Genomic DNA, 12,925 nt, shown 5'->3' with positions numbered 1-12,925 from the left:
AACTTGTATTCCTCCTGCCTCTTAATATACCTTAAAAAAAAAATTAAGTCAAGTTAATTTTTAAAAAAATTAAAATAATAACTGAAAAACAATAGAAAATATCAGTTCATTTTTAATTGCATTCCCAGGTAATTTTTGTTAAGCTAAAAACAAGTACAAATGAAAGTGAGAACAAGATGACACGTTATCAAGATGATTTTTATGATGCAATCAATGGAGAATGGCAGAAGACTGCTGAAATCCCAGCAGATAAATCTCAAACGGGAGGTTTTGTTGATTTAGATCAGGAAATTGAAGACTTGATGTTGGCGACAACAGACAAGTGGTTGACAGGTGAAGAGGTGACTGAGGATGCTATCTTGGCAAACTTTGTCAAATACCACCGCCTAGTTCGTGATTTTGACAAGAGAGAAGCTGACGGTATCACTCCTGTCTTACCACTTCTTAAAGAATTTCAAGAATTGGAGACTTTTGCGGATTTTACAGCTAAACTAGCAGAGTTTGAGCTTGCTGGAAAACCAAACTTCCTTCCTTTTGGTGTATCACCAGACTTTATGGATGCCAGAATCAATGTTCTTTGGGCTAGTGCCCCAAGCACAATCCTGCCAGATACGACCTACTATGCTGAAGACCATCCTCAGCGTGAGGAATTGTTGAACCTTTGGAAAGAAAGTACTTCTAATCTCCTTAAAGCCTATGATTTCTCTGATGAAGAAATCGAAGACTTGCTAGAGAAAAGACTAGAATTGGACCGTCGAGTTGCGGCAGTGGTGCTCTCTAATGAAGAAAGTTCAGAGTATGCTAAACTTTACCATCCATATGCTTACGAAGATTTCAAGAAATTTGCGTCTGCCCTACCTTTGGATGACTTTTTCCAAGCCGTTCTTGGACAAGTACCAGACAAGGTTATTGTAGACGAAGAACGTTTCTGGCAAGCAGCAGACCAATTCTATAGTGAAGAGGCCTGGCCTCTCCTCAAGGCAACCTTAATTTTAAGTGTTGTGAATCTCTCAACCAGCTATTTAACAGAAGAAATCCGTGTCTTGTCAGGTGCCTATAGCCGTGCGCTTTCAGGAGTTCCAGAAGCCAAAGACAAGGTCAAGGCAGCTTATCAACTAGCACAAGGTCCTTTCAAACAAGCCTTAGGTCTTTGGTATGCCCATGAAAAATTCTCTCCAGAGGCTAAGGCGGATGTGGAGAAAAAAGTAGCAACTATGATTGATGTCTATAAGGAACGCTTGGCTAAAAATGACTGGCTGACTCCTGAAACTCGTGACAAGGCCATCGTCAAACTCAATGTCATCAAGCCTTATATCGGTTACCCTGAAGAATTACCAGAACGCTATAAGGACAAGGTAGTGGATGAAAATGTTAGTCTTTTTGACAATGCTCTAGCCTTTGCGCGTGTGGAAATCAAGCACAGTTGGAGCAAGTGGAATCAGCCTGTGGACTATAAGGAATGGGGCATGCCTGCTCATATGGTCAATGCCTACTACAATCCACAGAAGAACCTGATTGTCTTCCCAGCGGCTATTTTGCAGGCGCCTTTCTATGACTTGCATCAGTCATCTTCTGCTAACTACGGTGGTATTGGGGCGGTTATTGCCCATGAAATTTCCCACGCCTTTGATACCAACGGAGCTTCCTTTGATGAAAATGGTAGCCTAAAGGATTGGTGGACAGAGAGTGACTATGCTGCCTTCAAGGAGAAAACACAAAAAGTCATTGACCAGTTTGATGGACAGGATTCTTATGGAGCAACCATCAACGGTAAATTGACTGTATCAGAAAATGTGGCTGACTTGGGAGGAATCGCAGCAGCGCTTGAAGCAGCTAAGAGAGAAGCAGACTTCTCAGCAGAAGAATTCTTCTACAACTTCGGTCGCATCTGGCGCATGAAAGGTCGTCCAGAATTTATGAAACTTTTGGCTAGCGTCGATGTGCACGCGCCAGCCAAACTCCGTGTCAATGTGCAAGTACCAAACTTCGATGATTTCTTTACAACCTATGATGTCAAAGAAAGTGATGGAATGTGGCGTTCACCAGAAGACCGTGTGATTATTTGGTAAGGCAAAAAATCTAGTCATCAGAAAAAGGCATCCAATCAGGTGTGAGAACCTTGATAGGATGCCTTTTATAATTGAAAGATTTGCTGGATAGTTTACTTAAATTGCGCTATTGATTGTCATCATCTTGCTAGAAAAAAGGATTGAAGGTTTTTTCGTGAGCAATAGTAGTAGCTGGACCATGTCCTGGATAAACATCGTAGTTTGGCAGGGTGAAAAGTTGGGTCTGTATACTATGAAGGAGTTGCTCCATGCTACCAGTCGGAAGGTCTGTTCGTCCGATGGTTTCACGGAATAGGGCATCTCCTGTCAAGACTAGGTGAGCATCAGGAAAGACTAGGGAAACACCACCGATAGAATGCCCTGGTGTTGGCAAGACAGTGAAACGAAATTCCTCTAATTGGTATTCTTCGTGAAAGATAAAAGTGTGTTCTGCAGGTTTTGCGACCACATCTGCCATATCATCGTGACGAGGGAGACCAGAGAGATTATCGACAGGAGTGTAGAGCCAGCTGGCTTCGCTCTTTGCGATATAGACCGGAGGATTGCCAAAAGTCTCGCGAACCAAGTCCAGACTCATGATATGGTCATAATGGGCGTGGGTCAATAGAATGGCACAGATCGGTTTGTTGATGTTCTCTATTGTCTGACGAATAGCTTCCCAATGGCTACCAGGATCGACGACGATGAGGTGTTTTTCACCCTCTAGGTAATAGGTATTTTCATAGGCAACAGGATTCACGGTTTTATGGATTTTCATACTAGCTCCAATCTCAAAGAATGTACTAATACTCTTCGAAAATCTCTTCAAACCGCATCAGCTTTATCTACAACCTCAAAGCGGTGCTTTGAGCAGCCTGCGGCTAGTTTCCTAGTTTGCTTTTTGATTTTCATTGAGTATACATTAAGTATAGCACAGTTGGGGAGAATAAGCTGGAAAAGGAAATAGGTCTAGAAAGAAGAAGATGGTTTGGATAAAAAATAAGCCCCGAATAAGTTCGAGGCTTAGATTGCTTTAATTGCCAGCATAATATTTTTGGATTCCCTTGACAATCCCTTCAACTAGTTTATCTTGGTAGTCACTACTGCGGATTTTTTGGTTTTCTTCTGGATTATCCATATATCCCATCTCTAGCAAAACAGCTGGTTTAGCTGTTTCACGGAGAACAGCAAAGGTTGCTTGCAAGAGCCCAGCATCTCTAGCTCCAGTTTCAGCTAGTAGTGAAGAATGGATATCGGCTGCGAGACGATTACTTTCACTCATCCGTTCAGGATTGTTGTGCCAATCCTTGTTAATCTTGCTAGGGAAACCAGATTCATCCTTGTAAGAATAGGTCTGGATACCTAGGTTAACGGTTGTATCATTCCCTTTTGCATTGAAATGAAGGCTGATGAAAAAGTCAGCATTGGTCTTGTTGACCATGCGAGAACGCTCGGTAATAAAATCAACGTCTATATCACTATCTCGAGAGGTGAGAACGGTATAGCCGAGTCCTTCTAGTCGTTTACGTAGCTTACGATAAACTTGTAGGTTTAATTCTTTCTCAGCTATGCCATAGTAATAAGCCCCGCGATCCTTACCACCGTGACCTGGATCGAGAAAGATAGTTTTAGAGTAATGTCCTTTTTGAAAACCTTGTGCTAATTCACGAACCCATTTTCCATTTCCTTGGAAGAGCTGGTTTTTGCCATCCACTGCATAGGTTCCTGTGACATACACACCATCGTCCTTAAGATAGTACCAAGCTTGATAGTCCGGGTCATAAATCCATTCCTTATGGGCCATGTAGCCACCAGATTTGAGGTAGTAGGAACCAATCCATTGTTTTTGGGCATAGCGTCCGCCAGATTTTAGGTAAAACCAACTAGAGTAGCTTTGGTCGTAGACCCATTCCTTATCTGCCATAGCACCACTGGATTTGAGGTAGTAATCGCCTTTCCAGACATTTGACAACATTCTACCGTAGCCATCAAAAGCATACCACTTGCCATTGATTTGGCTCCATTGGTTGGATAAATATTTACCTGAACCATTGATATAGTACCAATTATTTCCCATTTGGTACCAGCTGTTTTCAAGCAAGTAGCCATGACTATCAAAGAAATAACCATCATAGAGAGTATCTGTAAATTTGACCCCAGTTTGACTATAAAAAGTCCACTTGTTCCCCTCTTTTACCCAGCCAGTTTGTATAGGTTGATTGGGTTTGGTTTCCCTAGAAAGAGAAGGTTTGCTTTCTTGCTCACTTGAACTAGCTGTGCTCGACGAAGTTTCTGTACTAGCTTGAGAATTACTAGTAGAATTGCTAGTGGAAGTATTTATTGAGCTACTAGTTGAACTAGTTATAGGGGCAGTAGTGGAATGACTCGTATCGTCAGCAAAAACGACTTGGCTGGATAAGCCAAGAACAGCCAAAGCTAAAAGTGTCAGTCTTTTGTGTGATTTCATATTGTTTACCTTTCTAGAGAAATGAAATTTCAGTAATTATCGTAAAAAACTGTTCTTATTACCATTATACACTAAAAAAGTCAGAAAATTACCAAAATATCAAACCTTATTTATTGAAAAAAGAAGAATGTATTTTCATTTCGCTGACTTTTAGTGTAGCCTATATCAAAAAAGATAGATGAAATCAGATAATTTTATTGTTTTAGTGTGAAGCTTTTTTTATCCTCCTTCCCAACAACTTGAATAAGCTTTAGAATCCTCTTTTTCTAGTTTTCATATTCTTAAAAAAGTGATAAAATGGTAGGAAGAATTGGAGAGTAGAGATGCCGAAAGAAGTGAATTTAACAGGCGAAGAAGTTGTCGCTTTAACCAAAGAATATTTGACGGAAGAGGATGTCCATTTTGTCCATAAGGCCTTGGTCTATGCGGTGGATTGCCATTGTGGTCAATATCGCCAATCAGGTGAGCCTTATATCATTCACCCCATCCAAGTGGCAGGTATTTTAGCTAAGCTCAAGCTGGATGCTGTAACGGTAGCTTGTGGTTTCTTGCATGACGTGGTGGAAGATACAGATGCGACCTTGGACGATTTGGAAAGAGAGTTTGGTCCTGATGTGCGGGTAATCGTAGATGGGGTTACCAAGCTTGGTAAGGTCAAATACAAGTCTCACGAAGAGCAGTTGGCAGAAAATCATCGCAAGATGCTCATGGCCATGTCTGAGGACATCCGCGTTATCTTGGTTAAACTATCTGACCGCTTGCACAATATGCGGACTCTGAAACACCTTCGAAAAGACAAGCAGGAGCGTATTTCTAAAGAAACCATGGAAATATATGCCCCACTTGCCCACCGTTTGGGGATTTCCAGTGTCAAATGGGAATTGGAAGACCTATCTTTCCGTTATCTCAACCCAACGGAGTTTTACAAGATTACCCATATGATGAAGGAAAAACGCAGAGAGCGTGAAGCCTTGGTGGATGAGGTGGTCACAAAATTAGAGGAATATACGACAGATCGTCATCTAAATGGGAAGATTTACGGTCGTCCCAAGCATATTTACTCGATTTTCCGCAAAATGCAGGATAAGAGAAAACGGTTTGAGGAAATCTATGATCTGATTGCTATTCGTTGTATTTTAGATACCCAAAGTGATGTTTATGCCATGCTTGGTTATGTGCATGAACTTTGGAAACCAATGCCAGGTCGCTTTAAAGACTATATCGCTAACCGTAAGGCCAATGGTTACCAGTCTATCCATACGACTGTTTATGGACCAAAAGGGCCAATCGAATTCCAGATTCGGACCAAGGAAATGCACGAGGTGGCTGAGTACGGGGTTGCGGCTCACTGGGCTTATAAGAAAGGCATCAAGGGGCAGGTTAACAGCAAGGAATCAGCCATTGGAATGAACTGGATCAAGGAAATGATGGAGCTCCAAGATCAGGCTGATGATGCCAAGGAATTTGTCGATTCAGTTAAGGAAAACTATTTAGCCGAGGAGATTTACGTCTTTACCCCAGATGGAGCTGTCCGCTCCCTTCCAAAAGATTCAGGACCGATTGACTTTGCCTATGAAATCCATACAAAAGTTGGGGAAAAAGCAACTGGTGCCAAGGTCAATGGTCGTATGGTTCCACTGACAACCAAGCTCAAGACCGGGGATCAGGTTGAAATTGTCACCAACCCCAACTCCTTTGGGCCGAGCCGTGACTGGCTCAATATGGTTAAGACCAGCAAGGCGCGCAACAAGATTCGTCAGTTCTTTAAAAACCAAGACAAGGAATTATCTGTCAACAAGGGCCGTGAGATGCTGATGGCTCAGTTCCAAGAAAATGGCTATGTGGCCAATAAATTCATGGACAAGCGTCATATGGACCAAGTTCTGCAAAAGACCAGCTACAAGACAGAAGAGTCCCTCTTTGCGGCTATTGGTTTTGGAGAAATTGGAGCTATTACTGTCTTTAACCGTCTGACTGAAAAGGAACGTCGTGAGGAAGAACGTGCTAAGGCCAAGGCGGAAGCAGAAGAGCTTGTCAAAGGTGGCGAGATCAAGGTTGAAAACAAAGAAACCCTCAAGGTTAAGCATGAGGGTGGAGTGGTCATTGAAGGTGCCTCAGGTCTCCTAGTGCGGATTGCCAAGTGTTGTAATCCTGTTCCTGGTGACGATATTGTCGGCTACATTACCAAGGGTCGTGGTGTAGCTATTCACCGTGTGGACTGTATGAACCTGCGTGCCCAAGAAAACTACGAGCAACGTCTCCTTGATGTGGAGTGGGAAGATCAGTATTCAAACTCAAATAAGGAGTATGTAGCTCATATCGATATCTATGGTCTCAACCGTACAGGACTGTTGAATGATGTACTGCAAGTTCTTTCAAACACAACCAAGAATATATCAACAGTCAACGCTCAACCAACCAAGGATATGAAGTTTGCTAATATCCATGTATCCTTCGGCATTGCCAACCTCTCGACGCTGACTACGGTCGTGGACAAGATTAAGAGTGTGCCAGAAGTTTACTCTGTCAAACGGACTAACGGTTAATTGCCCTAGCCCTTACTAGAAAGGCTATTATGAAAATCATTATCCAACGGGTTACAAAAGCCCAAGTGAGTATCGAAGGTCAGGTTCAGGGAAAAATCAATCAGGGACTCTTATTGCTGGTTGGTGTTGGACCAGAGGACCAAGAGGAAGATTTGGACTATGCTGTGAGAAAACTGGTCAATATGCGGATTTTTTCAGACGCAGAAGGCAAGATGAACCTGTCTGTCAAAGATATTGAAGGAGAAATCCTCTCTATTTCTCAGTTTACCCTCTTTGCGGATACTAAGAAAGGCAATCGTCCAGCCTTTACAGGTGCAGCCAAGCCTGATAGGGCATCAGACTTCTATGATACTTTCAATCAAAAACTAGCGCAAGAAGTGCCCGTTCAGACAGGTATTTTTGGAGCGGATATGCAGGTTGAGCTGGTCAATGACGGACCAGTCACCATTATCCTTGATACGAAAAATAGATAAGAAAGACCAAGTCCAGCCGGCTTGGTTTTTCTTATCTATCATAAAATACTCCAAAATGAAATCTGTTTCTGATAGGCCTTAGGAAAATCTCTTTTCAGGCTTTGGCTTATGCGATAGGAAGGGATGAGGTGTCCTAGGGTTAGGAGAGTTCCCTGAAGGAAAAGTGGAATAACTCTTAAAAACAGCAAGGAGAGAATGATCAGGCTATCCCATAGGAGGATTTGTAAGGCAAAACGCCAGAATCTTGGTCTAATCTGGGAATAGAGGTGACTAAAGTAGTCACAAAGTTGGTTGGAAAGATAGGTCAATAGCACAGGATGAAAGAAAATGAGCCAAGCGCTATAAATCAACATCCAATCCCAAGTAAGTCCCTCTTTAAATGTCAAAAATGCCAGCATAATTCCATCGATGATAAGGAGTTGAATGGTTTTGATGGAGATGATTTTTTTCATGCTAAAACCTCCTTTCCCTTAGAGACACTCCCATAAAGAGATGTGTTTATCGTAAAAATCTGGATAGTGTTCTCTTAGGTAGTCAGCCGTCATATAATATAAAGTAGAATGACAAGCAGTGATGATTGGCATAAGAGAGTAAAAACGCTGAGAACTAATGAAGGCTAAGAGGACAAAAAATAGAAAATCAATGGAGAGAACCCCTAAATAGTAGAAGCGAATCTTTTTATTGATTTGAGGATAAATCTCAGCGAATTGATGTTTGAGTCGGACAACCAAGCGAAATAACAGGAGTCCTTGAGTAAGGAGGAAAATAAAACCAGATAGCAAGAGCCACCCCAAAGATGTATCGGGTCTTTTACTGAAAAATGCGAATAGTAGCAAATCGATAACTGCAATTGCTGTAAAATGGATTCTAAAGAGTTTTTTCATGACAAGACCTCCCTCTTTTATCTATCTTCATTCTACTCCAAAAGAATGGAAGTTACAACTAAAATGATAAAAAATTTTAGTAAGGAGATTCAGTTAGATTTCTTTATTTGATTTCCCTCTTATTGTTCCACCTCTTCATCATTCCAGACAAATAAAGCTCCGATTGCATTGAGGATATAAAAGATGTATTTTCCGATATTGGCAAAATTTCCTTGAATACCAGCTTTTGTCAGCTGAACGAAATTGTAAATCAACCAAAAGCCCCACTGAGTTGTTAGTTTCAATGCGTTAAAAGCATTGGCAATGAGGGACAGTGCAAAGGCAATAGTTGTTACGTAGGCAAGGAGATTCATCTTGCCCCCATATCCGATATAGTTGGTCACAAAGGCAAAGAGGAAGGCGATGATGGAAATGATGATGGCCGCCAATTTTACCTGTTTTTGGCTCATTTGGTTGGGTCTGCCTTCTTGCGAAGCTTCCCATTTCTTAATAGCAAAGGTATAAATGAGGAAGGTGACAGGATAGGTGATAATGGCCGCCTTATTTCCAAGGATATAATCAATGGTACCAGACAAAATGGTATTAACAATACCAAAGTAATTTCCCCATTTGCTTAATTTTCCCGTGAAACGAGTGGACAACATGGAAATGCCAACGTTGGTTACGGAAATCAATCCAAAAGGAACAAGAGCAGTCCATGGTCCCCAGTCTACAAATTTGTCGAGACGTGAGTTGAGGTAACCAGATGCAATTGCAATCCCAACGACCAGAGCAACTCCAAAGAGGTCAAACCATTTAGATGTAGCAAAAATTTTTAGTGATTTCTTCATATGTTAAACTATCTTTCTTGTTTTTTACAAACATTCTACAACTAAATGAAAGCAAAATCAAATGATAGAAATAAAACCCTGAAAATAAAACTTTCAGGGTTGGTAGGGGACTTGAGAAATTAGTTGATTTTCTCGACATAGAGTTGTGTTGCAATGTCCATATTCACTTGTAAATCCTCGTCTTTACTAAGGATAGTAAAGGTGTTGCTGAAGCCATCAAACTGCTTGACTTGGAGCGGATCACCGATGTGAAGTGAGTGCTTGTCCAGATAATTGAGAATGTCAAAACTATCGTGCACCCGAGTTAGACGGTAGGATCCACTCTCTTTGATATCAGCTAGTGGTAGGTTATTGATTTCAACTAAGAGTTCTCCCTTGGCAGGAATAGTTCCTCCGTGAGGGCAGGTCTTGGGGAATCCAAGTAATTTTTCTAGTCTCTCAACGAATAGCTCAGAGACAGTATGTTCCAATACCTCAGCTTCTTCATGAATCTGGTCACTAGTATAGTCTAAATGATGAACTAGAAAAACTTCAATCAAGCGGTGTTTACGATAGAGCTCAGAGACCAGTTTGAGGCCGAGGTCAGTCAGTAGATAGCCACATTCCTTGTCCTTGAGGATGAGGTTTTCGCTCTTCATCCGTTTAATCATTTCAGTTACAGCAGGGGGAGAGACTTGCATGCGGGCAGCAATTTCCTTGTTGGTAATTTTATGCAGGTCTATGCCAATTTCATAAATACACTTTAGATAATCTTCTTTATTCGGGGTCATTCGTTTCCTCTTGTCTAATATCTTTATCTAGTATATCAAAAAAAGCTAGATTTCTCTAGCTGTGACTTTTTATGTTATACTTATTGCAAGAGAAAAAACGAGGAGATGGATATGACGAAAATAGCTCTTCTTTCAGATATTCATGGCAATACCACTGCTTTAGAGGCAGTTTTGGCAGATGCTCGGGAGCTAGGAGTGGATGAATACTGGCTTTTGGGAGACATTCTCATGCCAGGGACAGGGCGTAGAAGGATTTTGGACTTGTTGGCTCAACTACCGATTACGGCTAGAGTTTTGGGAAACTGGGAAGACAGTCTTTGGCATGGTGTCCGTAAGGAATTGGATAGTACTCGTCCCAGTCAACGCTATCTCTTGCGCCAGTGCCAGTATGTTTTAGAGGAAATTTCCCTAGAAGAAATTGAACTGCTCCACAATCAACCTCTCCAGATTCATCGTCAGTTTGGTGATTTGACGGTAGGAATTAGCCACCATCTTCCTGATAAGAACTGGGGCAGAGAGTTGATTCATACTGGGGCGCAAGAGGATTTTGACCGCTTGGTGACCAACCCGCCTTGTGATATTGCTGTTTATGGTCATATTCACCAGCAGTTGCTTCGTTACGGGACAGGTGGACAATTGATTGTTAATCCGGGTTCGATTGGGCAGCCTTTCTTTCTAGATGCTCAGTTGCGGAAGGACTTGCGGGCCCAGTATATGATTCTAGAATTTGATGACAAGGGCTTGGTAGATATGGACTTCCGACGGGTAGACTACGATGTGGCAGCTGAATTGCAGCTGGCTAAAGATCTCAAACTTCCCTATTTTGAGGTTTACTATGAAAGTCTGGTCAATGGTATCCACCATACTCATCATCAGGAATTTCTGAGTGAATTGGCCCAGAAAGAGGGTTATGATAGGGAATTAGATGCTTGGTTGAAAAGTGGTAATGATTGACATTACAACTGAAAAGGGTATAATAAAAGAAACAGAAGAGTAGAGGCAGGGATGCCTCGTAAAAAGGAGAAGAGGATGCAAATTCCAAGTAGATTTACCATTGCGACTCATATGCTGATAATTATCGCCCTCGAGGGGAAGGAAAGCAAGGTGACCAGTGATTTTCTGGCTGCTAGTGTCGGGGTCAATCCTGTCATTATCAGAAAGACCTTGTCCCAGTTGAAGAAGGCAGAGCTGATTTCAGTCGCGCGCGGAACGGGCGGAACAGAGATTGTTAAGGATCTCAAAGACATTAGTCTATTAGATGTTTATCAGGCGGTTGAGTGTCTTGGTAAGACTGGTCAACTCTTCAGTTTCCATGACAATCCAAATCCAAATTGCCCAGTTGGAGCTCATATTCATGATGTTTTGGATCACAAATTGGAGAGAATCCAGCGAGCTATGGAGACTGAGCTTGGTCAGACCAGCCTAGAACAAGTCGTGGCCGATGCAGAGAGTCAGATGAAGGAGTGATTTCTTCTTTAAAACAAGAAAAGCTTATGAGAAGGTTTGTACTGACCCCAAAAAGTTAGACAATTAATTTATCCGAAGGATTTAGTTCTGTATTGCACAGGACTGAGTCCTTTTAGTTTTACCTTAATTCGTTTATTGTTGTAGTAATCAATATAGTCTACAATGGCTTGTTCCAATTGGTTGAGCGACTCAAATGACTTCTCATAACCATAAAACATCTCCGATTTCAGAATACCAAAGAAAGATTCCATCATGCCGTTGTCTGGGCTGTTACCTTTACGTGACATGGATGCTTGAATTCCCTTACCCTCTAGAAACTGATGATAAGAATCGTGTTGATATTGCCAGCCTTGGTCACTATGGAGAATCGTATTCTCGTAGCGCTTCTCTGTGAATGCTTGTTCCAACATTGTTTTTACTTGTTCTAAGTTGGGTGAAGTTGAAAGATTATAGGCGATAATTTCGCTATTAAAGCCATCTAAAACTGGTGATAAGTAAAGCTTTTGAGCGCTTGCTGGAATGGCAAATTCTGTCACGTCCGTATAACACTTTTCCATTGGTTTAGCTGCTTCAAATTGGCGTTGAATAAGGTTGTCTGCTTTCTTGCCAACATCTCCTTTATGAGAAGAATACTTGCGTTTCTTGCGGATTCTAGCTTGTAAATTGAGCACTTTCATCAAGCGTTGAACTCTTTTATGATTGACCACATAACCACGATTTCTTAATTCTAAATGGATTCGACGATAGCCGTAATTTCCTTTTTGTTCGGTAAAAATAGCTTGAATTTCAGCTTTAAGCTTTTGATCCTTATCTGGTTTGTCTAGCTGTTTCAAATGATAGTAGTAGGTCGAACGAGCGAGTTTAATGGTTTTTAGAAGAATATCTAACGAAAAATCAGTGATTAATTCTTGAACAATTTCTGTCTTTCTTCTTTCTCTTTTTCCTCCTTCAAGCGGAGTTCTCTCAACTTTTTTAGGACAGCATTCTCCGCTCTCAGATACTCGTTTTCTGCTTGAAGTCGTTCTAACTCTGTCATCTCTTCGGGTTTCTTCTTTGGTTTACGTCCCATTTTAGGTACTCTCCCTCTTGTTTTCTCAACAATAGTATACCCGTTTTTCTTGTATTGTGCCATCCAATTTGGAAGCATACCACGATTTGGGAGAGCATATTCGAGAGAAACTCTATCTTGAGACCAGTTTTCATGTAGGACTTTATCAATCATTTCTTGTTTTAATTCAGGAGAATAGTAACGATTTTTTTCTTTTTTGACGAACTCTATTCCATAACGATCAATCAATTTAATCATGTACCTAATATTAGAATTGTTTATCCCAAATTTATTTGAAAGCTTCTCTAAGCTATATCCTTGTTTTCTAAGTTCATAGATCTGAACTTTATCATCATAAGTTAATTTCATAATAAAAACACCCCAAAAGTTAG

The 12,925-nt window shown here is 41.2% G+C and carries 12 protein-coding genes; 5 read left to right on the top strand and 7 right to left on the bottom strand.

Going from position 1 to position 12,925, the window contains the following annotated elements:
• The first annotated feature begins 176 nt into the window (after positions 1–176).
• Entirely contained in the window at positions 177–2,069 is a 1,893-nt protein-coding gene (gene pepO, locus ADJ60_RS10360; protein WP_049544848.1) for an endopeptidase PepO, read from the top strand.
• A 127-nt stretch (positions 2,070–2,196) separates the two neighbouring features.
• Here the strand turns inward: pepO and ADJ60_RS10355 are convergent, their stop codons facing one another.
• Together ADJ60_RS10355 and ADJ60_RS10350 are read right to left on the bottom strand one after the other, a co-directional pair.
• On the bottom strand, positions 2,197–2,826 hold the full coding sequence (locus ADJ60_RS10355; protein ID WP_049544847.1) for an MBL fold metallo-hydrolase: 630 nt from the start codon (positions 2,824–2,826) through the stop codon (positions 2,197–2,199).
• A 255-nt stretch (positions 2,827–3,081) separates the two neighbouring features.
• Positions 3,082–4,515, bottom strand: coding sequence for an N-acetylmuramoyl-L-alanine amidase (locus tag ADJ60_RS10350; protein WP_049544846.1), 1,434 nt, complete (start codon positions 4,513–4,515; stop codon positions 3,082–3,084).
• A 323-nt stretch (positions 4,516–4,838) separates the two neighbouring features.
• On the opposite strand from ADJ60_RS10350, the gene ADJ60_RS10345 reads away from it, so the two are divergent.
• Together ADJ60_RS10345 and dtd are read left to right on the top strand one after the other, a co-directional pair.
• Positions 4,839–7,061 (top strand): RelA/SpoT family protein, encoded by a 2,223-nt coding sequence (locus ADJ60_RS10345; RefSeq protein WP_049544845.1) that lies wholly within the window; start codon positions 4,839–4,841, stop codon positions 7,059–7,061.
• Between the two features lie 29 nt (positions 7,062–7,090).
• The gene (gene dtd / locus ADJ60_RS10340) at positions 7,091–7,534 is read left to right on the top strand and encodes a D-aminoacyl-tRNA deacylase (protein ID WP_049544844.1); all 444 of its coding nucleotides are present in this window, start codon (positions 7,091–7,093) and stop codon (positions 7,532–7,534) included.
• 38 nt (positions 7,535–7,572) lie between these two features.
• Here the strand turns inward: dtd and ADJ60_RS11355 are convergent, their stop codons facing one another.
• The 4 genes from ADJ60_RS11355 to ADJ60_RS10310 all read right to left on the bottom strand — a co-directional run bounded on the left by ADJ60_RS11355 (position 7,573) and on the right by ADJ60_RS10310 (position 10,018).
• Complete coding sequence (locus ADJ60_RS11355; protein WP_080983394.1) at positions 7,573–7,986, bottom strand: hypothetical protein; 414 nt, start codon at positions 7,984–7,986, stop codon at positions 7,573–7,575.
• Between the two features lie 18 nt (positions 7,987–8,004).
• On the bottom strand, positions 8,005–8,418 hold the full coding sequence (locus ADJ60_RS10325) for a hypothetical protein (RefSeq protein ID WP_049544843.1): 414 nt from the start codon (positions 8,416–8,418) through the stop codon (positions 8,005–8,007).
• Positions 8,419–8,537: 119 nt separating this feature from the next.
• Complete coding sequence (locus tag ADJ60_RS10320) at positions 8,538–9,248, bottom strand: nicotinamide mononucleotide transporter (RefSeq protein WP_000749116.1); 711 nt, start codon at positions 9,246–9,248, stop codon at positions 8,538–8,540.
• Positions 9,249–9,367: 119 nt separating this feature from the next.
• A complete protein-coding gene (locus ADJ60_RS10310; protein WP_000188519.1) occupies positions 9,368–10,018 on the bottom strand; it encodes a metal-dependent transcriptional regulator in 651 nt (216 codons plus the stop codon).
• Positions 10,019–10,129: 111 nt separating this feature from the next.
• Here ADJ60_RS10310 and ADJ60_RS10305 point away from each other — a divergent pair, with 111 nt between their 5' ends.
• Positions 10,130–10,972, top strand: coding sequence for a metallophosphoesterase family protein (locus ADJ60_RS10305; RefSeq protein WP_049544842.1), 843 nt, complete (start codon positions 10,130–10,132; stop codon positions 10,970–10,972).
• A gap of 75 nt (positions 10,973–11,047) precedes the next feature.
• Positions 11,048–11,485 carry an Rrf2 family transcriptional regulator gene (locus ADJ60_RS10300; RefSeq protein WP_049544841.1) on the top strand — a complete coding sequence of 146 codons (438 nt, stop codon included), beginning with the start codon at positions 11,048–11,050 and terminating at the stop codon, positions 11,483–11,485.
• 68 nt (positions 11,486–11,553) lie between these two features.
• On the opposite strand, the gene ADJ60_RS11350 is transcribed toward ADJ60_RS10300, so the two are convergent.
• Positions 11,554–12,902 (bottom strand): IS3 family transposase gene (locus ADJ60_RS11350; RefSeq protein ID WP_152907437.1). Its coding sequence is split into 2 segments (ribosomal slippage): positions 11,554–12,461 and positions 12,461–12,902, totalling 1,350 coding nucleotides; the frame shifts between segments, so codons are not numbered across the junction.
• Between the last annotated feature and the right edge of the window lie 23 nt (positions 12,903–12,925).

The organism is Streptococcus pseudopneumoniae, from assembly GCF_001076775.1.
GTDB classification, from domain to species: domain Bacteria; phylum Bacillota; class Bacilli; order Lactobacillales; family Streptococcaceae; genus Streptococcus; species Streptococcus pseudopneumoniae_G.
The sequence above is the reverse complement of the archived record's forward strand: the minus strand, read 5'-3'. Positions and strand labels throughout refer to the sequence as shown.